The organism is Pedococcus sp. P2_E5, from assembly GCF_056403895.1.
This window is the reverse complement of sequence record NZ_JBFUEP010000023.1, coordinates 34,631-56,542: the sequence shown is the minus strand read 5'-3', so window position 1 is coordinate 56,542 and position 21,912 is coordinate 34,631. Positions and strand designations below refer to the sequence as shown.

Genomic DNA, 21,912 nt, shown 5'->3' with positions numbered 1-21,912 from the left:
TGATTCTTAAGATGTCATACATATGATGATCATGCAATAGGCTGATGCTATTACTATCCCGCTAAGGCACTACGCGCGATCAGGAGGAGGCTGCACGATGACGACCGATGACGGGAGATGGACCGCTCCGGCTCAGGCTCAGCGCTCCAGCCTGGGCACCGTGGTCATCGCGACCCTGGTGGACCAGATCGTCAGCGGAGCCCTGCAGGTCGGCACGATTCTGCCCTCCGAGGCCGAGCTCGGGGAGCAGCTCGGCGTCTCGCGGACGGTGATCCGCGAGTCGGTGAAGACGCTGCAGTCCAAGGGGCTGCTGTCGAGCCGTCAGGGGGTCGGGACCGTCGTGCGAGCCATGGACTCGTGGGACCTCATCGACGAGGTTGTCCTGAGCGCCATGGTCAAGTACGACGAGTCGCTCGGAATCCTTGATGACCTCGTGTCAGTCCGGGCCGCGCTGGAGATGGCCATGGCGGAGGAGGCTTGCAGAGGTCAGCAGGCTGCCGATCTCAGCACCCTGCGGCTGGCCTACGAGGAGATGACGGAGAGCTCCAACGATGCCCCAGCGTTCGCCCGGGCCGACGTTCGGTTCCACGACGCCGTGATGACCTTGTCCGGGAACCGGCTGGGGCGAGCCATCGTCACCAGCATCCACGACCAGGCCCGAACCACCGGTCGGTACCACGGCTCGGCGACCCAGGCCAACATCGACATCACGCTGGCCGAGCACCGGGCCATCCTCGACGCCCTGGAGCACCGCGACGGCGCCCGCGCGGGGCTGGCGATGCGGGCGCACATCCTCGGGTCCTGGGAGCGCCGCCGGCCGGTCGCCGCCGACTCGCGCGGCACCAGCGCCGCCGACTGATGGAGTCAGAGAAGCCCTTCGACGATGGCGTCGGCGTCGTCCCAAAACGCCTCGGGCACGGGCCGTGACAGCCACCGGACGGCAGATTCGGCGTGGTCGGGCTTGCCCAGCCCGGCGACGACGCTCGCGACAGCTGCGTGCCTGAGGGGGAACTGGAGGGCGACCTGGGGAAGGGTGCAGCCGTGTTCCCGCGCGAGGGCGGCGAGGTCACGAGCTGCCTGCAGGAGGCGTGCATCAGGGGTTTCGTAGTTGAAGTGCGATTCTGCGCGGGGATCGGCTCGTGCCAGCAGGCCGGAGTTGAACGGCGCAGCACTCACGACGCTGACCCCACGCTCGAGGCAAGCGTCGAGCAGGGGTGCACCGGTGCGGTCGAGCAAGGTCCATCTGCCCGCCACCATGACGACGTCCAGCTCGCTCTCCTGCACGAACCGGAGCGGCCCCTGCCACTGGTTCATGCCTACGCCGACCGCCCTCACGATGCCTTCGTCGCGCATGCGCACCAGTTCGGGCAGCGCTCCGTCGAGAACTTCCTGCGTGAAGTCGTCGGGGTCGTGCACATACGCGACATCGACGTGGTCGACGCCCAGCCGCTCGAGGCTCTCCTCCAGGCTGCGGCGTACACCTGGGCCCGAGTAGTCCAGTTCACGGCGCAGGTCGTCGGCGACGTCGAACTGGTGGGCCATGTCGGACCCCGTGGCGTTCTCGTTGGAAACCAGCAGGCGCCCGACCTTGGTGGAGAGAACGTACTCGGCGCGCGGCCGATCAACCAACGCCGCTCCCAGGCGGCGCTCAGACAGCCCGAGGCCGTAGTGGGGGGCGGTGTCGAAGTAGCGAATTCCGTTGTCCCACGACGTATTCACCACCGCGCTGGCCTGTTCGTCCCCGACGGCTCGATACAAGTTCCCGAGGTTGGCACCCCCGAAGCCCAGTGTGGTCACCTCGACGTCGGTCGCCCCCAGCCGTCGCCTTTCGAGGTTGGTCATGGCAGGCCGTACCAGGTCGTCGTGGTGCCCCCGAGCACCGCCTGCTGCTCGCCCGGCGAGAGCTGGGCGACAAGCTGTTCGTTCGCGCTCCACACCGTCGCATAGTCGGCGCGAATGAGGCAGACGGGCCAGTCGGAGCCCGCCATCATCCGGCCAGGACCGAAGACCGCGAGCGCGTGGGCGGCATACGGCTCGAGGTCGGCGACCGACCATGTCGGGGACGCTTCCGTGACCATCCCGGACAGTTTGCAGGCCACGTTCTCGGATGTCGCGAGGTCGGCCAGGTGGGTGGACCACGGCTCGAGGTCACCCGTCGCGATCGACGGCTTGCCGAGGTGGCTCAGGACGAACCGGACCTCCGGGGCCCGTCGGGCAGTCTCGATCGCGGCGGGGAGCTGGTTCTCGTGGATGAGGAGGTCGAAGGCGAGCCCCGCCTGGCCCACGGCCGCCAACCCTCGCCGCACGTCCTTGCGGTTCAGCCACAGCGGGTCGGCCTCGCCCTGCGCCTGGTGTCGCAGCCCCACCAGATGCTCACCACCCGGCGAGGACCTGAGCTCGGCGATCCGCTCCGACACATCCGGCGAGGTCAGGTCGACCCACCCGACGACGCCGCGGACGACTGGAGTGTTGGCGGCCAGGGCCAGGAGCTCGGCGGTCTCTGCCGCGACGTTGATCGTCTCGACAAGCACGGTCCCGCTGACGCGGGCTGCAAGCAGTTGCGGCTCGAGCTCGCCGATCGTGAAGGTTCGGTCGATCCCTGGAAAGGTCGTCGTCCATCCTTGGGGCCGAACGTCGAGGTCCCAGAGGTGGTGGTGGGCGTCGATGCGCTCGGTGGTCGCTGTGGTCACGACCGGGGTCGCAGTCGAAGCCGGTCCATCCCGCCGTCCACGGCCAAGGTGGTGCCGGTTGTCGAGCCGGCCAAGGGGGAGACGAAGTATGCGACGGCGTGTGCGATCTCCTCCGGGGTGACCAGTCGCCCGTGGGGCTGCCTGGCCTCCAGCGCTGCTCGCTCTGCGGCAGGGTCATCGGCCGAGCTGAGCAGGCGTTGCACCCACGGGGTGTCGGCCGTGCCGGGGTTCACCGCGTTGACCCGGATGCCCTCGGGCAACAGGTCCGCCGCCATGGCGAGCGTCAGGGACAGGACGGCGCCCTTGCTGGCTGAGTAGACCGCCCGGTTGGGCAGGCCGGCCGTGGCGGCGATGGAGGAGATGTTGACGATGGCCGCGTGGTCCGACTCGCGCAGACTTGGCAGTGCGGCGCGAGTCACGCGCACGATGCCGAGGACGTTGATGTCCAGCACCCTGAGCCACTCCGCGTCGTCGTTGCCATCGACGCCGCCCTGGGCGCCGATGCCGGCGTTGTTCACGACGATGTCGAGTCCCCCAAGGGTGGTGACAGCCTCCGTCACCGCTGCCCGGACCGCGGCGTCGTCACTGACATCGGCTGCGACGGCGAGGCGCCGGCCCCCGGCCACCGGGCTGATGTCTCGGTCCAGCACGGCGACCGCCGCACCGCGGTCAGTCAGCAGGTCGGCGATGGCCAAGCCGATACCCGAGGCTCCGCCGGTGACGAGTGCCTTGAGGCCCGCGAATTCTCCAGTTGCAGTCATCACGCGGCTCCGAAGGTCTGGCGCTGGCGACCCAGGCCGTCGATCTCGAGCTCGACGACGTCCCCGGCCCTGAGGTAGGGCGTGCCCGGCACGCCGAGGGCGACCCCGGCAGGGGTGCCCGTGTTGATCACGTCACCGGGGTAGAGCGTCATGAACTGGCTGATGTAGTGGACGAGGAAGTGGGCCCCGTAGACCATGTCTGAGGTCTTGCCGTCCTGCTTGAGCTCGTCGTTGACCCAGAGCCGGAGGGTGAGCGCCTGAGGATCGGCCACCTCGTCGGGGGTCACAAGCCAGGGGCCGAACGGGTTGAACGTCGCGCAGTTCTTTCCCTTGTCCCATTGCCCGCCGCGTTCGATCTGGAACTCGCGCTCGGAGACGTCGTGGCTGATGGCGTAGCCCGCGATGTGCTCGGCTGCGGAGGCGGGGCTCTCGAGGTAGGCCGCCTCGCGGCCGATCACGACTGCGAGCTCCACCTCCCAGTCGGTCTTCGACGAGGCTCGCGGAACAAGGACCTCGTCGTCTGGCCCCACCACCGTGTCGGGAGCCTTCATGAACAGCACGGGCTCGCTCGGGACGGCGGCACCGGTCTCGGCGGCGTGGTCGCGGTAGTTGAGTCCGACACAGACGATCTTCCCGATCCTTGCCAGCGGGGGGCCGAACCGCGTGGACCCGTCGATCACGGGCAGATCGCCGGCGGACAGTGCCCGCCCCACGGTCGCGTGGAGATCCCCGGACAGGGCGGTGCCATCCAGGTCGCCGATGACGGTGCTGAGGTCGCGCCACGCCCCCGCCTCGTCCTGGACAGCGGGGCGCTCTGCGCCGGCGGCCCCGATGCGTGCCAACTTCATGGGTACTGCCTTCCTTGCCCACAGCGTGGCACAGGCCGCGCGGTGGGTGTGCTGGTGCGGGTCGCGGTGGACCCGGCAGATGACACGCTCTCGACGGGGCTAATCATTATTCGTCATACGTATTCTGTCAAGGCGCGTTTCTGGTTATGCTGCGGCCATGAGCGCAATCCTGTCCTCGCCGTGGCCACGCCGGCCTCGTCGTCTCGCCACCGCGGTGGTCGAGGAACTGGTCGACCGGATTGTGAGCGACGAACTGGTCACAGGCGACAGCCTGCCCACCGAACCGGTGCTGTGCGAGACCTTCGGTGTGAGCCGAACCGTCGTGCGCGAAGCGGTGAAGGCACTCGAGGCGATGCGCCTGGTCACGGTCCAGCAGGGTCAGGGGACGCGAGTCCGCCCGCTGGCCGACTGGGACCTGTTGAACCACACGGTGCTGTCGGCCGTTGTTCGCCACGACGCTGGCAACTCGATCCTGGAGGACCTGGTCGACGTTCGCCGGGCGTTGGAAGCCCAGATGGCCGGCCAGGCCGCCACCAATGCCACGGAGGCGGACCGAGCTGCAATCACCCAGTGCATGATTGCGCTCGACGACAGCATCGACGACGCCACGGCCTACTTGACGGCTGATGTGGCCTTCCATGACGCGATCATGGCCGCCTCGCGAAATCGTCTGGGGCGAGCCATGATCCACACCGTCACCGTCGAGGCCTATCGCAGCATGCGCTTCGTCGGCGACCCCTCCAGGGAGCACATTCGGTTGACCAACGAGGCCCACCAGCGGATTCACGAGGCAGTTCTGGCCGGTGACGCAGAAGCGGCCGAGCAGGCAATGGACGAACACATCCTTGAGTCGTGGCAGCGCAGGCGCCCCGCTAGGGAGAAGTAGTGCAGGTCGCCCCGTTCGTCACCTGCCTGGGGATGTCCGGTTCCCGATGTGCGCCGCGCGACGGTCATGGTTTCGGAGCGGCTCGGGCACGAGGTCGTCTTCCCCCAGGCCTCCTCTGCGCAGGTCCACGACGGCAGGAGTCCGACTGTCACGGCCGTCGGACCCCAGATTCCCCGCCCATTCCCCGCAGCCACGATCGGCCATGGCCTTTCCGCAGACCACAGGCCTACCGAAGACCCCGCAAACCTTCCGGCGACACATACCCCTACCGGGCAAAAAGAGGGCGCCCGACTCGCGTTTTCCGCAGGTCAGACGCCCTCTGTGCACGTGGTGGCAGGTGAAGGATTCGAACCTTCGAAGCTTTCGCGATGGATTTACAGACCGAGGTATGCCGCCCGCCCACCTTCGGCTTCACGGCTCACCAACGAACTCCGCCGCGACTTCCCCACAGCCACTCGACGGCCCCCGAAGCCAGTCGACGCCAGCCGGACACACTCCCAGCGTTGGATGAGGACCAGACAGGCTCGTGCCATGGGTCCCCTGTGACTTTCTGGAGCAGCCGAGTAGCCACGAACGGGCTTGCCACAGTCGCCCCAGCTACGTGCGGCATTCCGCTGCCAAGGCTGCTGGAAAAGAGCCAGTTGGACGTGGGTGCTTCTCATGATGGGCGCCGTCGCTGTCGACGAACCAAATGCGTCCGTCCTTCAGCACGCACTTCATCGGGTCAGTGACGGCGCCGATGAAGACGTCGTCGACTCGGTTGATGAACGCGAGGAACATCATGTCGCCGGAGGTTCGGTCGCGAATGAACCGGCCGACGTACAGCTCATCGGTGGTCAGCAACTGTGCACCTTCGATGTCGTACGGACCCAACGGCGTTTCGGCCCTTGCTGCCCACACTCCACCCGTGGTGCCCGACGCGCGGCGCCACCGTGCGGCGTCCTGTGCCACGCAGCTGAACGTGACGAAGTGAGCGCCATCGAAGTCCACGAGGTTGAGGACTTCGAGGTGGCCGAAGCCCTGGCCCGGCTCCGTGAGTGGGGCACGCAGTTCCCAGGCTGTGAGGTCCGCGGACCAACCGTGGCCGATGACCCCTCGGTCGAAGTAGTCCGGCGGACCTGACGCCGCCCGAGCCGTGATCAGCATGTGCCATCCGGTGCCCTCCGGATCTGGAAACACCCAGGGGTCGCGGAATGCCTCGTCGTGCCAACGCCCCGCGGCAAGCGTCTCGTACCATCGGTCGTCTGTTGACAACACCGGACCGGAACCCTTGTCCCAGTGGATCAGATCGGCACTGGTGGCGAAGCCGATAGCTTGGATGTTGCTGCCGGCCGGAGGTCGCGTCGAGCCGGTGTAGAACATGAACCACCGACCATCTGGATGCCTGACGACCGACCCGGTCCAGGTGGCGAGGTCATCGAATGCTGGCGCGTCGCTTCGCACGAGCGCATCCTCAACTCGCGTCCAGTTGCGGAGGTCCCCCGACACGGCATGCCCGATGGAGGCGCGGTCATGCCTGGCGTCTGGATCCTTCAAGGCCCTCGAGGCGAAGAGGAAGAACATGTGGTACTTCTGTCCGTCGTCGACGAGCCAGAAGTCCCACACCCATGACTCCGGGAGTCGAAACACGAATGGTCTCCTTCGTTCTTCGCTACGGCCGAGCGACATTCCGGGGCTTCCAATGCCTTGACCCGAACTTCGGGTAATGACATGGGTCAGCGCCCGTTGCGCATACGCCTGACCGACGCTGCAGCCTCGTTGCGTTCGTACCCGAGCGTTTTGATAGCGCGAATCACAGCGGTTCGGGCCGCCTCGCTGACGTGTGCGTTGCCATTCACGACGCGCGAGACCGTCGCGGTGCTGACTCCGGCGACGCGCGCCACATCCTTGACCGTCGGCGGCCCGGGCCCGGGCCCGGTGCCGGCGCTTGAGTCGAGCTCCGGGATCACGGCATGCCGTCGGGGTTGGTTGGGGACACGGGCAGGGCTGCCGGCGCGGGCAATTGCGCTCCGGCGATTGAGGTCCCCGTGCACACCTCCAGGACGGGACCGTCGACGATGACTGTCAGCGTCTCAGCAGGCTTGTCACGCGCTGATGGGATGCGCAGGTGCGTTGACCCGACGCTGACCACCAGCTCGTCGCGGCCGGACTTTACTTCGACACCGTTGTGGTGGAACCCGTCGATCTCGTCAACCTCGAGCAAGGTGACGTCAGGGTCAGCGCCGTGGGCTCGGAACGCGTCCATCGCGTTGGGGTGTGGTCGAAGATGCAGCACGCCGTCGACGACCGAGAGCCGGTAGGGGATGCTGAGGGCGCCAGCCCAGCCGGCGTCCAGGTCGGCTACTCCCCGGATCCAGAAGATGGCGCATGGGAGGTTGTCGGCGTCGAGGAACGCTGTCGCGGCGTAATGGCCCCCTCCGTGCGTGATCTGTGTCCATTCGGTGCTCTCGAACCGACCGTCCTGAAGCTGTCCGACGGCAGCCAGTACCTCGCCCGTGATGCCGTCCTTCCAGGAGCCGACGAACAGGACGTCATGCCCGTCGACCCTGACCAGGTGTGGACATTCCCAGGCGGTGCCGAGCCAGGGTCCGTCGTTTCTGAGGACTCCGACCGCGAGCTCGCCGTCGAATGCCCAGGTGGTCAGGTCCTTGGACACCCAGCTGAGGACTGCGGGGCGCCCGTCGACATACCCGGCGCCGACCACCATCCGCCAATGATCCTTCTCCCGCCGCACTGACGGGTCCCGGAAGACGGCGATCCGCTTGCGCGTTTCCACATCGAGCGGAAGCTCTACGCGGTCCCCGTTCGTCCACCGTTGCCACGCCTCATCGACTGGGAACGCGGCTCGCACATCCGCCACATCCAGATTTGGTTCCCGCGCCGAGGTATAGAGGATCAGTGGCTGCCCGTCCAGAGAGAAGCAGAGGGTTCCCGTCCAACATCCGATCTCATCGGGGGCAGGCTCGAGCGCGGTCGCCTCGGGCATCCAGTTCATCAGGTCGAGGCTGGTCGCGTGCCCCCAGCTGATCTCGGGACTCCATGACACCCGCTCAGGAAGGGCTTGGTGAAACAGGTGGAATTTCCCGTCATGGAAGACGACCCCGTGTGGGTCGTTGAGCCAACCCTGTCGGGGTGTGAAGTGAAAGGCTGGTCGCCCATTCTTTGCGTGGCTCACTCCGTTCTCAGCCCTTCACGCCGGAGGAAGCGATCGAGTTGATGAACGATCGCTGGAAGGCGATGAACAGCATCAGCACCGGGACGGTGATCATGGTCGCGTACGCCATGATCTGCCCCCAGGCGACGTTGAGCTGCTTGAAGTAGCCGATGCCGACCATCACTGGCCGAAGTTCCTCGGACTGGACGGACATCAGCGGCCACAGGTACTGGTTCCACATCGGCAGGAACGTCAGGATCGCGACCGTGGCGATGGCTGGGCCTGACAGCGGCATGATGATGCTGCGGTAGATGCGGAACCAGCTCGCCCCGTCAACCATGGCAGCCTCGTCCAGCTCCTTGGGGATGCTGTCGAAGTACTGGTAGAAGAGGAACATCGAGAAGGCGTTGGCGATGAACGGGACGATCTGCACCTGATAGGTGTCCAACCATCCTTGGCTGAAGCCGCCCGGTCCGAAGAAGGGCAGCTTGTTGGACCACCACAGCAACGGCAGGGCCAGGGTCTCGAACGGCACGATCAGGGTCGCGAGGATGATCCCGAGGACGAAGGATCCGCCGCGGAACTTGATCCGGGCCAATGAGAAGGCCGCCATCGAGTTGACGATGAGCCCGAGCACCACGGTGACGACTGTGATGAGGATCGAGTTCATCATGAACTGGGCGAAGGGGACCCGGTTGAAGACTCCCGTGTAGTTGTCCAGGGACAGGTCACCGACGGGCAGGAACGCCTTCGGGCCGGTGAGGTCGGCGAAGATCTGGGTGTCGGGTTTGAAGCTGGAGATGATCATGAACACCAGGGGCAGGCCGAACACCAGGCACAGGGCCGCCCGAAGGAGGACGCCGAGGGCGACGCTGATCCGGTTGGGGCCCTGGTCGGGGCGGTGGGTTGCGGGGGCCGCCGTCTCGGCGACGTGGGGCAGGGTGGTCATGGTCAGGCCTTCTCACGAGTGAGGTAACGGTTGACAAGAGTGACTGCGAGGACGAGCACGAAGAAGGCCAGCGAGATCGCGGAGGCATAGCCCGTCTGTTGCTGCTGGAACCCGGTCCGGACCGCCATGAGCACGAGCGTGGAGGTCGAGTCCAGGGGTCCTCCTTCGGTCATGATGTTGACCTGGGTGAACAGCGAGAACGCCGAGATGGTGATGGTGATGAGGATGAAGGTCCGGGTCGCCCGGAGTCCCGGCCAGGTCACGTAGCGGAACTTCTGCCACGTTCCGGCGCCGTCGAGGTCGGCGGCCTCGTACAGGTCGCCCGGGATCGTCTGGAGGCCGGAGAGCCAGATGACCATGTGGAAGCCCATGGCCTGCCAGGCGGACATGAGGATGATGGCGATGAGCGCGGTGTGCGGGTCGCCCAGCCAGTCCGGCCCGGCGATCCCGAAGTTCGACAGTGCTTGGTTGATGAGGCCGTTCTTCTGGTAGAGGAACAGCCACAGCATCGACACGACCACCATGGAGGTGACGACCGGAAGGAAGTACACGGTCCGGAAGAAGTTGACCCCACGCATCTTGACATTGACCAACAAGGCCAGCCCGAGCGCGCAGGCGGACTGCAACGGCACGATGATGATCGCGAAGATGATCGTGTTGCGCAGCGACTTCCAGAAGGTCTCGTCTTCGAAGAGACGGGTGAGGTTGTCCAGGCCGGTGAACTGGGCGGGCCTGGGAGAGATCAGTCTCGCGTCGGTGAAGGCGAGCACGAAGGTGAGGCCGATCGGGATCAGCAGGAAGGTGATCAACAGGACGGCAGCGGGCAGCAGCATGAGCACTGCGGTGCCGGTCGCCTGCCCGGGCCGTCGAGGCTTGCCTGTCGCCGCCGGCTTGCCGGTCGCCGCCGGATTCCCGCCCTTGGCGGCTCGAGGCGTCGAGATGGTCGTCATTGTCCGTCTCCTTTGATGGGCACAACGGGTCACGCACGTTCGGGTTGATGTCGGGCCGAGGCTGAGTCGGGCCGTGAGGTCGGTATGCCGCGGGGTGGGACACTCGCCCGCGGCATACCGGGTCCTCTTGTGGCCTTACTTGAAGTAGCCGTTGCCCTTCTGGTTGGCGTCGATGTCCTTGACGGCCTGGTCGAGCGCCTTCTTGGGGTCGGCACCGGTCAGGATGTCCTGCGCGGTCTTGGTGAACTCCGTCGCGATGAACGGGTAGCCGGGGGTGATGGGACGAAGCACCGCGTACTTCTTGGCGTACTGACGGAAGATGTCGTTCTCACCGCCGGCCTGGTAGCCCGGCACGGTGGCAGCGGCTGCATCCGTCGCCGGGATGTTCTTGGTTCCCGCTGCTACCGAGGCGACGTACTTGTCCTGGGCGGCGAACTTCATGTAGTCCTGCGCACCGGCCTTCTCAGCGCAGCCGGTCGAGACGCCCCACTGCCACGAGCCGCCGCCGATCTTGGGGCCGTTGCCGAGGTCCGGCGGCGGCAGGAACAGGGTGTCGGCGCCGAAGGCCTTGCGGGTGTCGGTCGCTGTCCAGGTGCCGTTGTACAGGATGGCGGTCTTGCCGTTGACGAAGTCCTTGGCGGGGTCGGCGCCCGACTTGAGCGGCACCAGTCCGTCGGTGACCAGGCCTCGGAACCACTTGGCCCACTCGACCGCCTTGTCGCCGTTCAGGGTTCCGTCCGCCGACTTGTAGTCGGTCCGGTTGACGAGGTCACCGCCGAAGCTCTGCAGCATCGGCGAGTAGGCGTACGGCCACCACTCGCCCGTGAAGCTCGTCGCGATGTCGAGGGGGTTCTGGTACTTCCCAGATGCCTTCAGCTTCTGGAGCGCGGCCGTGAACTCGTCCTTGGTCCAGGGCTGTTCGATGGTGGGGACCCGGATGCCGTTTTTGTCGAGGATGGTCTTGCGGGTGACCATCACGAGGGCCACGTCGTAGTACCCGTAGGAGAAGGTCTTGCCGTTGTACTTGCCGAGCACGCTGGGCAGGAACTTGGAGAGTGTGCCGTCCAGGCCTTCGAGGGGTGCGAGGTAGCCGGCCCATGCCCAGTTGGGGACGTTGGGGCCGTCGATGTCCAGGATGCAGGGCAGCTTCTTCGAGGCGGCTGCGGCGACGACGGACTGGTTGTAGGAGTCCTGCGGGAAGGCCTGGACCTTCACCTTGTACTTGGTCTGGCTGGCGTTGTAGTCGTCGACGATCTTGGTGATCGCGGCGAGCTCTTCCTTGTTGCCGGCGTTGTGGGTCCACATGGTCAGTTCGCCGTTGCCGCCACCGCTGGAGCTGCCGCCCTTGGCGCAGGCGGTCAGTGACAGTGGGAGCGCGGCGACGAGCAAGCCGACGGCGATGCGCTTGATGGGGTTGAGCTTCACGGGAGTCCTCCGAGGGGTCCATGGGCAGATGAGGGTGTTCAGAGCCGGGATGAAGGCGCACCGGCGTCTGTCTTGGCAGTGGGCGAGCCCACAGTCGGGTCGACTCGATCGCGAGGATGAGCAATGTTCGAGCCGGGCCTCAGCGACGAAAAGTGCGGGCCACGGCCTCGTCGTTGGGGCTGCCGAAGGTTCCCTTGGTGTGGGATCCTTTGCTTGCTAAATGGATTCAGCAAGGTGATGCTAGCAGCCACTGTGGGTCCTCACAAGAGGCTGCTAAAACCTTTCTACGTGCATCTATATGAGCGGCCTGGATTCGCAGACCGGTACTATCAGGAGACTGATGACCGAACGGGTCGCCAGCTATCGAGGGGTGGACAAATGCAGAAGCGGGTCACGCTGGCCGACGTGGCAGCACGCGCGGGCATGTCCAAGACGGCCGTCAGCTTGGCGCTCAACAACCGTCCCGGGTCGCGGTTGTCCGCGGAGGCCGTGGAGCGGATTCAGGCAGCGGCGCGCGAGCTGAACTACCGGCCCAACCCCGCCGCCCGGTCCCTCAGGATGGGCAGGACGCATACGGTCGGGTTCATCTCGGACGAGGTGACCGTCACCCGCTACGCGTCGGCCATGATCCGGGGTCTGCTGGACGTGGCGGACGAGCATGACCACGGGGTCCTGATCGCGGAGACCGGCGAGCACCCCAAGCAGTTGGATAAGGCGCTCGAGTTCATGATTGATCGCCAGGTCGACGGAATCGTTTTCGGGTCGCTCACGGCGCGGCTGCTTGAGCTGCCGGAGCTGCCCGAAGGCATCCGGGCGGTCACCGCAAACGCCACGAGCGCCACGGCTCACTCGGCCGTTCTTCCCGCGGAACAGGAGGCCGGGTACCGCATGGCCAGGTTGTTGCTCGATGCGGGCCACCGCGACGGGATCGGCATCGTGGGATATGCCCCGAAGGCCATCGACTCGCCCCTCATCTCGGCCACGATCGGCAACCGGTTCGCGGGTATCTACCGAGCACTCGACGAGGCCGGGGTTGCGCCCGTCGTCACGGCCGAGTTCGAAATGTGGGAGCCGTGGAATGGCTACGACGCCACCAAGAGCATCCTCGAGTCGGGTGTGAAGTTCACCGCCCTGATGTGTCTCAACGATCGCGTCGCCTTCGGCGCGCACCAGGCTCTGACGGAACGCGGCGTGATGGTTCCGCACGATGTGTCCATCGCCTCGTTCGACGACGACGAACTCGCCTCGTACATGCGTCCCGGCCTGACCACAGCCCGGCTCCCGTATGAGCAGATGGGACGGCGAGCAATGACACAGCTGATGGACCCCGACGCTACCCCGGGTAGCCATTTCATCGAGATGCCGATACAAGTTCGCCAATCCATTACGGCGCCGCGGCCGTGAAATGCCTGCGTCGTCAACACCCTTGGGGTCGGTGACCGTCGAGGCGTCCAGGAGCTTCCTGCTGCCAAAGAGCCGAGTCCCTGAGTCACAGATCGCCATGGCCACAAGTCCGGCGCACGAGGTCAGGTCAAAGGCAATGGTGGCTGCCACCTTCGTCCCTCCCGGGGGTGTCCAAGTGAACATGTTTTCTCCTCTGGACCTGTGCATGGCTGGATGGCGCCTTGCAGGCGCTACGAACTTGCCGGGCGCGTATTCGTCTCCCGGAGTGGATGAAGCTGTTCGAGACCGTCGCCAAGGCTGTCCTGCTCATGGTCGGCGTTCCGTGGCTCGGGTCTCCACCGGACCTTCTAGGTGTCGTCGGGTGCAGTGGTGGGGTGAGAGCAACCGCATGACCGGCGGATGATGAGGTCGGTCTGGAAGAGGGTGTGATTGTTGGCGCCCTCGTCAGCAGATCCATCAAGGATGAACTTGACTGCCGCGCTGGCCATGGACCGAACTGGCTGGCGCACAAGTGTCAGCGGCGGCCAGGTGTGAGCCGCCTCTGAGATGCCGTCGAAGCTGACGACGGCGATCTGTCCAGGCACATCGAGTCCGCGATCGTGGATCGCATGGAGAACGCCGATGGCCTGGATGTCAGAACTGACGAAGATCGCGGTTGGGACACGGGGTCGGGACAGCAGTTGGGCTGCCGCTTCATAGCCGCCGTCCGGCGTGTACCTCGCCCGCACCACCGGTCCCAGCTCCGCGCCGTGCAGGCGATGTGCCTCGCGCCACCCCACCTCGCGATCGTCTGGCTCGGCCGAGGAAGCTCTGCCGGCAATGAGAGCCACTTCAGGGTGCCGATGCGTCGTGAGCAGGTGCAGGACCGCCTCAGTGGTCCCAGCTGTTGAGTCTGGCCCCATGGTGCGGAAGCCTGGGATGGCGAACGGGCAGTTGACGAACAACAGCGGAACTCCTGGACTGCGAAGTCTGGAGACGTCTTTTCGCGCCAGACAGGTCATCGAAATGATGCCGTCCACGTTGCGTCCGGCTAGGCGTTCTATGAGCTCGAATTCAGTCTCGGGCCGACCAGCCGAGTTGGCCGTCAGGAGCTCTACCCCAGCGTCGTTTGCCGCTTCATACACGATGTCGTTGAACTCGCCGAAGAAGGGGTTGGCCGTGCCTTGGTGGATGACGCCGATAATTCCTGTTGAGCCGGTGCTTAGCGCCCTGGCCTGGGTATTCGGCCGGTAGCCGAGGAATTCGATGGCCTCGCGAACGCGCTTCGCTGTCTCTGGGGCAACAGGCCGCGGACCATCGTTGACGACGTAGCTAACGACCGCCGTGCTTACACCCGCGAAGCGGGCCACATCGGCCAACGTCACACTGCGTGGACGTTTCGATGACCTCGGCATCATCGTCCTCCAGACCGGTCGCCATCATGCATCTCGTGAACGATGCTAAGGGCTTAGATTGCTTCCTGTCCAGACCCAGATTTAGGCGCTCGATCACGGGCCAATCGTCATCTATGGGCTTAGAGTGTCTGGGCCTGCGCCCAGGTGGTGACCCTCGACAGACCCGGTCTTCGCGCGGGCGTCTCTTTGAGTTTGGGCATGCGGACCTCGCCACGTACTTGCGGAACAGGATTTTCGCCGGTCAGGATGCCCCACCTCGTACATCCCGACCCAGACGATGTCGAAAGGGTTCACACGCCCCTAGGGCGCTATACCCAAGCCTTCCGGTAGCCCGCGTTGCAGCACGGACCACCTGACCACGCCTCCCCAGCGTCTGGTGGATGAGCAGGCCTGCGGTCAGGGCAGCCGCCTTTGCACGCCAAAACGGACACAGCGTTTCCGCAGGTCAGAAGCCTGACGAAGTGGCCGTAAGTCTTCCTGCGTGGCATACCCCTACCGGGTAACAGTAGAGGACGCCCGACCCGCGTTTCCGCGGGTCAGGCGCCCTCTGTTGCACGTGGTGGCAGGTGAAGGATTCGAACCTTCGAAGCTTTCGCGATGGATTTACAGTCCACTCCCATTGGCCGCTCGGGCAACCTGCCGTGGTGCGCGTGGAAGGATAGCAAGGACACCCACGAATGCCGAAACCGGTAGCCGCCCAAGCCCGCGGCCGCCGCGTGACGCCCAGGAAGGACACGCCACCATGGCCGACAGCTCGTTCGACATCGTCAGCAAGATCGACCACCAGGAGGTCGCCAACGCCCTCAACAGCGCCTCGCGCGAGGTGGCGACGCGCTACGACTTCAAGAACGTCGGCGCCTCCATCGAGGCCAGCGGCGAGGACAAGGTGATCATCAAGGCCAACACCGAGGAGCGCGCCAACGCCGTCCTCGACGTCTTCCAGACCTGGCTGGTCAAGCGCAAGGTCTCGCTCAAGCACCTCGACATCCCCGAGCGCGGCCCCCAGCTCTCCGGCAAGGAGTACCGCCTCGAGCTCGGCCTGCAGGAAGGCATCTCGCAGGAGAACGCCAAGAAGGTCGGCAAGATCATCCGCGACGAGGGCCCCAAGTCGGTCAAGTCCCAGATCCAGGGCGACGAGCTGCGCGTCACCAGCAAGTCGCGTGACGACCTCCAGGCCGTGCAGGCACTCCTCAAGGGCAAGGACGACCTGGACTTCGCGATCCAGTTCACCAACTACCGCTGACATCGGCGCCCGAGGGCGCCCTCCCGGAGCAACAGGTATGCCGCCGTCCCCCAGTCGGGGACGGCGGCATACCTCTCTGCGGTGGTCGCGCTGGGTCGTGCGGCGCTAGGCGCTGCCGGGTTGGGCCGTGTCCGTGCCGGTCTCCATGGCCATGGTCGGGCCACCGAGGTCGGGGAAGCGGATGACCGAACCGTCGGTGTTGGGTGAGTCGTCCTCGGACCAGCTGTCGAGCGCGCTGGCCAGACCCAGCGAGAGCCCCGCCATCTCGTGGTCGCCGATGCCGACGCGCGAGGCGACCTCGCGGGCGTTGGCGGGACGGTCAGCCGGGCTCTTCGCCAGGCAGTCCCGCACGAGTGACGCGAGGTCGTCGGGGACGCCGTCGGGCAGTGGCGGGGGTGGTTCGTTGACATGGCTGAGAGCCGTCGCGACGGGAGTCCCCCTGTCGAACGGCCTACTCCCCGAAAGCATCTCGTGCGCAACCACCCCGAGGGCGTAGAGGTCGCTGGCCCCGGTCGCGGCCTGGCCCAGCGCCTGCTCCGGGCTGAGGTAGTCCGGCGTGCCGAGCATCTCGCCCGCCCTGGTGTGACCAGCGGCGTCGAGCGCCCGCGCGATCCCGAAGTCCGTGAGCTTCACGAGCCCGTCGGGACGCACGAGGATGTTGGCCGGCTTCACGTCGCGGTGGATCACCCGCGCCTCGTGAGCGACGCCGAGGGCGAGGGCGGCCTGTCCGATGAGGGAGCGCACCTCCGCGGGGTCGAGCGGGGCGCGGCGCTTGAGCAGCAGGGACAGCGGCTCACCCTTGACCAGCTCCATGACGAGGAAGGCCAGGCCGTCGTCCTCGCCGTAGTCGAACAAGGTCGCGATGTTGGTGTGCAGCAAGGCTGCCGAGTGCACGGCCTCGTCACGGAACCGGAGGGCGAAGAGCTCCTCGTGTCCGGTGTCGGGGCGCATGACCTTCACGGCCACGGTGCGCTGCAGCACCGTGTCCGTGCCGGCCCAGACGTCCGCCATGCCGCCGGATGCGATCCGTGCACCGAGCACGTAACGACCGCCGAGTGTGTCGCCTTCGTCGAGTCGGTTCATCCTGGGTAATCCACCCGTACCTCCGTAGACGGAGGTGAACGTCAGCTGACATCGCAAAAGCCCTCGCCACCTGCGATGGTAGCCCCGAAACGGCCGCAGTGCGCCCCTGCGCGTCCGGCAATCAGCCCTCTGACCTGCACCGACGCCGCGTGTCCTTCGATTCCGCAGGCTCACAGGCCCCACGCAGAGGTATGCCGCCGTCCCCGAGCCGGGGACGGCGGCATACCCGTCGTGGGTCGTCGCCTCAGGGGAGGTGGATCGTGATCTCCCGCTGCTCGCCACGGTCCAGCGACACCGTGGTGGCGTCGGCCTCGGAGGTTGCCGAGTCGTACCAGACCGTCTCGCCCTGGCCGTCCTCGGTGTAGCGGGTCAACGCCAGGGTGAAGTCGCCCGGTGGCAGGTACGTCGAGCTGAAGGTGTTCCCGTTGTAGACGTCGAAGTCACCGATGTAGTCGCCGGACGTCGTCCAGATCAGGCCGACCCAGTAGTCCGTGGTCGGCTGCCCGTCCGCGGTGACGACGCTGCCGGTGATCTGGGCACCGGGCTGGAGGATCGCGTCGTAGCTCGTGGGCTTCAGCGCCCTGACCCGCAGCGGCACGGCGGCCGACGCGTCGTCCGCGTTGCCCGACCACAGAGGGGCGAGCCCTGACTCGTGCTGCGGCTCCACGAACACCGTGTGCTGCCCGGCCGGCACCCCGTGGATCGTGTACCGCCCGTCCTCGTCGGTCTGCGCATAGGGCGGGACGACAGGTCCACCGGCCCGACCGGAGTAGCCGCTGTCCGGGCTCACCCAGGCGCCGACCACGGGCAGCCCGCGGTAGTCGGTGATCCGACCCGTGATCGTGCCGCCCGGCTTCAGCTGGACGTTGCGAACCTTCTCGACCTGGCCGGCGCCGACGGCGACGAGGTCTGCCGTCGCCTGCGACGTGGCCTTGAAGGCCCAGCTGAGCGAGTAGGGCGAGTCCTGCGTGACCTGCTGGAACGACAGCGCGTACGTGCCCTGCGGAAGGCCCTTCACGGCCCACTGGCCGTCGGGCCCGGAACAGGTGGGCACCTCACCGCGGACCACGCCGCCGGTCCGGCCGGCGAAGGCGTGGGGGCAGACCTCGGCCAGCGCGGTCCCGGTCTTGGCGTCGACGACCTTCCCCGAGATGGTCGCACCCGTGGCGAGGGCAGCGCCCACTGTGGCGGGGGATCCGCGCTCGACCGTGAAGGTCGCGGCGTCACCGAGGACCCGGGTGTCCCCGGTGAACTCCGAGACGTACCTGCCCAGCGGGTCGGTGAACTCGGCGATGAAGCTGCCGGTGCTGCTCACGTCGACGGAGTAGTGACCCGATTCGTCGGTGCACCCCTCCCCCGCCCACATGAGGTTGTCCGGGTCGTCGCCCGGCGCGTAGACGGTCACGCACGCGCCGTCGATCGGGGCCTGGGTGGCGGCGCTGCGCACCACGCCCTCGACCTGCGCGGCGGCGAGGAACTGGTCGTCCACCTGCACGGTGTCGCCCGCCGCGACGGTGAAGTGCGCCGCGTCGTCGCGCGACGTCTTCCCGAAGGCCCACTGGTTCGCGGGCCATGAGTCGAAGTTGACGACGTACTCCCCGGGCCGCACCAAGGCGCTCCAGGCGCCGTCCTGGTCGGTCGACGCGAACGCGGCGGTGTAGCCGTCGTCGCTGGAGCTCGAGACCGCGACGCTGGCCCACTCGGCGGGCTGCCCGTCCGCCCGGGTGAGCGTCCCGCGGAGGTGCCCGCYGGTGGCGAGGGCTGCGTCCACGATGGCGGGCGCGGTGATCAGGTCAGCATCCGCGTAGGACGTGGCGTCGTTGGCCCACTCGCCCACGTGCACGTCGTCATAGGCCTCGAACTCGACCTTGTAGCCGGCGCCGGCGACCAGGCCATCCACCGTCCAGGTGCCGTCCTCCGCGCTGCACGTCGAGGTGACGTAGGCGTCGGTCTCGTCGGCCAGCGTCACACACGCCTGGAGCGGGGCGCCCGTGTCCTCGGCGGTGATCGTCCCGGACAGGGTCGAGTCCCCGACCTCGCGCGAGTACTCGAGGGGGAAGTCGAGGTGGGTCGGGGCCTCGACGACCGCGGCGTCCTCGAACGTGGTCGCCCCGCCGCTCCACTGCCCCTTGTAGAGCGAGTCGAACGCGTAGGCCTCGACCTTGTAGCCGACTCCCGTCTCCACTCCCTCAGCCGTCCACTGACCGCTCTCGTCGGTGCAGCCCGAGGCGATGAAGGTGTACCCAAGGTCGTAGACGCTGACGCACCCCTGCAGGCTCTCGCCCGTGGCTGCCGCCGTGATCGTCCCCGAGATGGTCGATGGTTCTGCTTGCGCGGGTGCGGCAAGGACCCCGGTGGCCAGCGCAGCCGCCAGCACGATCCCCCCGACCCGCCCGAATGCTGCGCGCATGAGCCGCGTGCCTTCCGCCGGTGTGTGTGAACAAATCGGGCGGAACATAGCAGTGGAGCCGAGTGGTGCGGGCGGTTTAGACCAACTTCTTACCTACCGGCCGCCGCCCGGCTGTGCGGCCGGCGGCCGGCGGCATACCTGCCGTGGGCGGACTCAGCCGAAGGTGGCCCGCGAGCGCAGCGCCTCGCGGAGCTCGGACTCGGCGTCGACCACACTCCGCCGCACCCCCACGCTGAGTTCGCCGCCCTCCACGGCCGCGGCGCTGAGCTCGGCCGTCGCCTCCTCCACGATCCGCGCGGGGTAGGCCAGCGTCGCGACACGGGCGATCGCGTCCTCCCCTACCCAGGCGGTCATGGCAGGGACCTCGGTGAAGTAGCGCTCGACATAGGGCCGCACGGTGTCGAGGTCGTCGGCGAGCCAGAACCCCTGGGCCAGTGCGTTGAGCTCGTAGTTGGAGCGCGATCGGTTGGCCGTCAGCTCGTCCCAGGCCCAGGACTTCGCGTCGGCCGACGGCATCGCCGCGCTGGCGAACAACGCGTTGAGCCGGCCCTGGAGCGTGTCGTCGTCGGCGCGCCGGCCCTCGACGAAGCCTCGGTCGACCAGGCCGCGGGAGGCGAGGTTGCGCACCGCGATCCAGCCGAAGTCCGAGTCCTCCTCCAGCCCCGCAGGTCGGTCCTTGCCCGCGGCCCAGGCACGCAGCAGGGACTCGTCGGCCGAGGACCGTGCGACCGTCCTGGCGGCGACGAGAGCGCCCGTGGAGCCCGGCGCCGCCGACCGCAGCAGCTGCGCCGCCGAGTCGGCCACCACCTGCTCGGCCCAGGCGTGCTCCTGGGGCGGAAGGAAGGTCGGGATGATCCGGGCCAGGAGCGCCAGCGCGGTCCGGCTCAGCACCGAGTCGTTGGCCTCGGCCGGCCAGGCGTTGCCGAAGGTCCGGACGAGGACCCGTGGGTCGACCGTGCCGAGGCATACGCCGTCGAGGAGGGCGATCCACACCACGGCCCGGGCCTGGGCGTCGGGAACGGCCGCCAAGGCGGTCGGCACGGCGGCAACGGACGCCGGGTCGAGGGTCACGGTGGCCCAGGTGAGGTCGGAGGCATTCGGCACGACCAGGTCGGCGGCCGGCACCTCGCGCAGCGCCTCGACCGTGGTGCGGTCCCGGGTCACGGTCACCGGGACGCGGAACACCTCGACGCCGCTGGTGAAGCCCGCGACATCCATCGTGTGCGGCCGGTCCGCCGGAAACTGCCGCGGCACGGCTCGGTCGACGACGCCACTGTCCGGGACGACCGAGATCACGTCGAGGCCGGCTGTCAGCAGCCACGCCCGGCTCCACGCCGTGAGCGACAGACCGGACGCGCGCTCCATGAAGCCCATGAAGTCCGCGAGCGTGCCGTTGCCGAAGGAGTGCTCGCGCAGGTAGGCCGACACCCCGGCGATGAAGGCGTCGTCACCGATATGGGCGATCAGCTGCCGCAGGGTGGCTGCTCCCTTGGCGTACGAGATCCCGTCGAAGTCCTGCAGCGCCGCCTGGGTGTCCAGCGCGGCGGCTCCGGCCACGGGGTGCGTCGAGGGGGTTCGCTCCGCGGCATACCCCCAGCCCTTGCGGGCCATCGTCGAGTCGATCCAGGCGTCGGTGAACTCCGTGGCATCCACGCAGGTGCGGTGCGACATGTACTCGGCGAAAGACTCGTTGAGCCAGAGGTCGTCCCACCACTGCATGGTGACGAGGTCGCCGAACCACATGTGCGCCATCTCGTGGGTGATGGTGTTGGTACGCGAAAGCACCTCGTCCCGCGCCGCCGCCCCGCGGAAGATCATCGTGTCGCGGAACGTCACGCAGCCCGGGTTCTCCATGGCTCCGGCGTTGAACTCCGGCACGAACACCTGGTGGTACTCCCCGAACGGATAGCGGATCCCGAACAGCGAGTGGTAGTAGTCGAAGCTCGCCTTGGTCACCTCGAGCATCTGTGGCGCCTCTCGCTCCAGGTGCTCCCTGAGCGAGGCCCGCGCATGGATCCCGAGCGGTATGCCGTCGTGCTCGTCGCGCACGGAGGCGTAGGGACCAGCGCAGACGGTCACGAAATACGTTGCCAGTGGCTGGGTTTCGGCCAGCTCCCACTTCCCCGGCGCCACCTCGGTAGCCGCGCCGTTGCCGAGCACGATCCATTTCTCGGGCGCAGTGACGGTGACGACATAGGGCGCCTTGAGGTCGGGCTGGTCGAAGCAGGCGAACACCCGCGGACCTGCATCGAGGAACAGGTGGCCGTAGACGTAGTGCTCTCCGTCGGCGGGATCGACGGCGCGGTGCAGCCCCTGACCGTCACGGCTGTAGGCCATCAGCGTCTCTACCTCGAGGACGTTCTCGGCCGCCAGGCCGGCGAGCTCGATGCGCGCCTCGCGCAGCCCGGCGACATCGACCGGCGAGCCGTTGAGCGTCACCGAACGCAACTCCGAGGGAAGGACGTCGAGGAAGGTGGAGCGCCCAGGGGCTCTGCAGGAGAACGAGATCCGGACTCGCGACTCGAAGCTCTCCTCACCACGGTCGAGGTCGAGGTCGACCTCCATCCTCGTCACGTCTATGAGGGCGGAGCGCTCTCGGGCATCCGCCCGGGTCAGGGAAGGCATGTGACCGATTCAACCAGCCGTACTGCTTGCCGCTCTGCGCGCACTCCCGCCAGAGTCCTACCACTAAGTAACCTACCCGCAGTAACAACA

Annotated in this window: 18 protein-coding genes and 1 tRNA gene; 4 read left to right on the top strand and 15 right to left on the bottom strand. The window is 67.0% G+C overall.

The features are described 5' to 3' along the window. Positions 1 to 97: 97 nt before the first annotated feature. Entirely contained in the window at positions 98 to 859 is a 762-nt protein-coding gene (locus AC1DVZ_RS09695; protein ID WP_477617978.1) for a FadR/GntR family transcriptional regulator, read from the top strand. A 5-nt stretch (positions 860 to 864) separates the two neighbouring features. Here the strand turns inward: AC1DVZ_RS09695 and AC1DVZ_RS09690 are convergent, their stop codons facing one another. From AC1DVZ_RS09690 to AC1DVZ_RS09675, 4 genes are read right to left on the bottom strand one after another with little or no spacing between them, the layout of a single operon-like run. Beyond that, positions 865 to 1,842: an aldo/keto reductase gene (locus tag AC1DVZ_RS09690; RefSeq protein WP_477617977.1), complete on the bottom strand. Its 978-nt coding sequence runs from the start codon at positions 1,840 to 1,842 to the stop codon at positions 865 to 867. Beyond that, positions 1,839 to 2,690, bottom strand: a complete 852-nt coding sequence (locus AC1DVZ_RS09685) for an amidohydrolase family protein (RefSeq protein WP_477617976.1) — start codon at positions 2,688 to 2,690, stop codon at positions 1,839 to 1,841. Before AC1DVZ_RS09685 ends, AC1DVZ_RS09690 begins: the two co-directional genes overlap by 4 nt. Further along, a complete protein-coding gene (locus AC1DVZ_RS09680; protein WP_477617975.1) occupies positions 2,687 to 3,451 on the bottom strand; it encodes an SDR family NAD(P)-dependent oxidoreductase in 765 nt (254 codons plus the stop codon). The genes AC1DVZ_RS09685 and AC1DVZ_RS09680 overlap by 4 nt, the downstream gene beginning before the upstream one ends. Further along, the gene (locus AC1DVZ_RS09675) at positions 3,451 to 4,299 is read right to left on the bottom strand and encodes a fumarylacetoacetate hydrolase family protein (protein ID WP_477617974.1); all 849 of its coding nucleotides are present in this window, start codon (positions 4,297 to 4,299) and stop codon (positions 3,451 to 3,453) included. Before AC1DVZ_RS09675 ends, AC1DVZ_RS09680 begins: the two co-directional genes overlap by 1 nt. A gap of 157 nt (positions 4,300 to 4,456) precedes the next feature. Between AC1DVZ_RS09675 and AC1DVZ_RS09670 the strand changes: the two genes are divergently transcribed. Further along, positions 4,457 to 5,185 (top strand): FadR/GntR family transcriptional regulator, encoded by a 729-nt coding sequence (locus AC1DVZ_RS09670; protein ID WP_477617973.1) that lies wholly within the window; start codon positions 4,457 to 4,459, stop codon positions 5,183 to 5,185. A 597-nt stretch (positions 5,186 to 5,782) separates the two neighbouring features. Here AC1DVZ_RS09670 and AC1DVZ_RS09665 read toward each other — a convergent pair. The 6 genes from AC1DVZ_RS09665 to AC1DVZ_RS09640 form a co-directional block, all read right to left on the bottom strand. After that, positions 5,783 to 6,853 (bottom strand): glycosyl hydrolase family 32, encoded by a 1,071-nt coding sequence (locus tag AC1DVZ_RS09665; RefSeq protein ID WP_477617972.1) that lies wholly within the window; start codon positions 6,851 to 6,853, stop codon positions 5,783 to 5,785. 47 nt (positions 6,854 to 6,900) lie between these two features. Continuing rightward, positions 6,901 to 7,068 (bottom strand): LacI family DNA-binding transcriptional regulator, encoded by a 168-nt coding sequence (locus tag AC1DVZ_RS09660; RefSeq protein WP_477617987.1) that lies wholly within the window; start codon positions 7,066 to 7,068, stop codon positions 6,901 to 6,903. Positions 7,069 to 7,130: 62 nt separating this feature from the next. Further along, a complete protein-coding gene (locus AC1DVZ_RS09655) occupies positions 7,131 to 8,360 on the bottom strand; it encodes a glycoside hydrolase family 32 protein (protein WP_477617971.1) in 1,230 nt (409 codons plus the stop codon). Between the two features lie 7 nt (positions 8,361 to 8,367). Continuing rightward, the gene (locus tag AC1DVZ_RS09650) at positions 8,368 to 9,288 is read right to left on the bottom strand and encodes a carbohydrate ABC transporter permease (protein WP_477617970.1); all 921 of its coding nucleotides are present in this window, start codon (positions 9,286 to 9,288) and stop codon (positions 8,368 to 8,370) included. A 2-nt stretch (positions 9,289 to 9,290) separates the two neighbouring features. Then, positions 9,291 to 10,238 (bottom strand): carbohydrate ABC transporter permease, encoded by a 948-nt coding sequence (locus AC1DVZ_RS09645; protein ID WP_477617969.1) that lies wholly within the window; start codon positions 10,236 to 10,238, stop codon positions 9,291 to 9,293. Between the two features lie 135 nt (positions 10,239 to 10,373). Beyond that, on the bottom strand, positions 10,374 to 11,663 hold the full coding sequence (locus AC1DVZ_RS09640; RefSeq protein WP_477617968.1) for an ABC transporter substrate-binding protein: 1,290 nt from the start codon (positions 11,661 to 11,663) through the stop codon (positions 10,374 to 10,376). A gap of 378 nt (positions 11,664 to 12,041) precedes the next feature. Between AC1DVZ_RS09640 and AC1DVZ_RS09635 the strand changes: the two genes are divergently transcribed. Next, positions 12,042 to 13,067 (top strand): LacI family DNA-binding transcriptional regulator, encoded by a 1,026-nt coding sequence (locus tag AC1DVZ_RS09635; protein ID WP_477617967.1) that lies wholly within the window; start codon positions 12,042 to 12,044, stop codon positions 13,065 to 13,067. Between the two features lie 347 nt (positions 13,068 to 13,414). Here AC1DVZ_RS09635 and AC1DVZ_RS09630 read toward each other — a convergent pair whose 3' ends face one another. Together AC1DVZ_RS09630 and AC1DVZ_RS09625 are read right to left on the bottom strand one after the other, a co-directional pair. After that, positions 13,415 to 14,416 (bottom strand): LacI family DNA-binding transcriptional regulator, encoded by a 1,002-nt coding sequence (locus tag AC1DVZ_RS09630; RefSeq protein WP_477617966.1) that lies wholly within the window; start codon positions 14,414 to 14,416, stop codon positions 13,415 to 13,417. A gap of 602 nt (positions 14,417 to 15,018) precedes the next feature. Beyond that, a tRNA-Tyr gene (locus tag AC1DVZ_RS09625) sits at positions 15,019 to 15,102 on the bottom strand. A 101-nt stretch (positions 15,103 to 15,203) separates the two neighbouring features. On the opposite strand from AC1DVZ_RS09625, the gene AC1DVZ_RS09620 reads away from it, so the two are divergent. Further along, positions 15,204 to 15,704, top strand: a complete 501-nt coding sequence (locus tag AC1DVZ_RS09620; protein ID WP_477617965.1) for a YajQ family cyclic di-GMP-binding protein — start codon at positions 15,204 to 15,206, stop codon at positions 15,702 to 15,704. A gap of 105 nt (positions 15,705 to 15,809) precedes the next feature. On the opposite strand, the gene AC1DVZ_RS09615 is transcribed toward AC1DVZ_RS09620, so the two are convergent. The 3 genes from AC1DVZ_RS09615 to pepN all read right to left on the bottom strand — a co-directional run bounded on the left by AC1DVZ_RS09615 (position 15,810) and on the right by pepN (position 21,822). Then, a complete protein-coding gene (locus tag AC1DVZ_RS09615) occupies positions 15,810 to 16,787 on the bottom strand; it encodes a serine/threonine-protein kinase (protein WP_477617964.1) in 978 nt (325 codons plus the stop codon). Between the two features lie 244 nt (positions 16,788 to 17,031). Continuing rightward, a complete protein-coding gene (locus tag AC1DVZ_RS09610; protein ID WP_477617963.1) occupies positions 17,032 to 19,197 on the bottom strand; it encodes a hypothetical protein in 2,166 nt (721 codons plus the stop codon). A gap of 153 nt (positions 19,198 to 19,350) precedes the next feature. Next, entirely contained in the window at positions 19,351 to 21,822 is a 2,472-nt protein-coding gene (pepN, locus tag AC1DVZ_RS09605) for an aminopeptidase N (protein WP_477617962.1), read from the bottom strand. Positions 21,823 to 21,912 lie beyond the last annotated feature (90 nt).

Excerpts from the sequence above, each read along its gene's own strand:
- AC1DVZ_RS09695 (WP_477617978.1), top strand. The coding sequence starts at position 98 with ATGACGACCGATGACGGGAGATGGACCGCTCCGGCTCAGGCTCAGCGC.
- AC1DVZ_RS09690 (WP_477617977.1), bottom strand. The coding sequence starts at position 1,842 with ATGACCAACCTCGAAAGGCGACGGCTGGGGGCGACCGACGTCGAGGTG.
- AC1DVZ_RS09680 (WP_477617975.1), bottom strand. The coding sequence starts at position 3,451 with ATGACTGCAACTGGAGAATTCGCGGGCCTCAAGGCACTCGTCACCGGC.
- AC1DVZ_RS09675 (WP_477617974.1), bottom strand. The coding sequence starts at position 4,299 with ATGAAGTTGGCACGCATCGGGGCCGCCGGCGCAGAGCGCCCCGCTGTC.
- AC1DVZ_RS09670 (WP_477617973.1), top strand. The coding sequence starts at position 4,457 with ATGAGCGCAATCCTGTCCTCGCCGTGGCCACGCCGGCCTCGTCGTCTC.
- AC1DVZ_RS09665 (WP_477617972.1), bottom strand. The coding sequence starts at position 6,853 with ATGTCGCTCGGCCGTAGCGAAGAACGAAGGAGACCATTCGTGTTTCGA.
- AC1DVZ_RS09650 (WP_477617970.1), bottom strand. The coding sequence starts at position 9,288 with ATGACCACCCTGCCCCACGTCGCCGAGACGGCGGCCCCCGCAACCCAC.
- AC1DVZ_RS09645 (WP_477617969.1), bottom strand. The coding sequence starts at position 10,238 with ATGACGACCATCTCGACGCCTCGAGCCGCCAAGGGCGGGAATCCGGCG.
- AC1DVZ_RS09635 (WP_477617967.1), top strand. The coding sequence starts at position 12,042 with ATGCAGAAGCGGGTCACGCTGGCCGACGTGGCAGCACGCGCGGGCATG.
- AC1DVZ_RS09620 (WP_477617965.1), top strand. The coding sequence starts at position 15,204 with ATGGCCGACAGCTCGTTCGACATCGTCAGCAAGATCGACCACCAGGAG.
- AC1DVZ_RS09615 (WP_477617964.1), bottom strand. The coding sequence starts at position 16,787 with ATGAACCGACTCGACGAAGGCGACACACTCGGCGGTCGTTACGTGCTC.
- pepN (WP_477617962.1), bottom strand. The coding sequence starts at position 21,822 with ATGCCTTCCCTGACCCGGGCGGATGCCCGAGAGCGCTCCGCCCTCATA.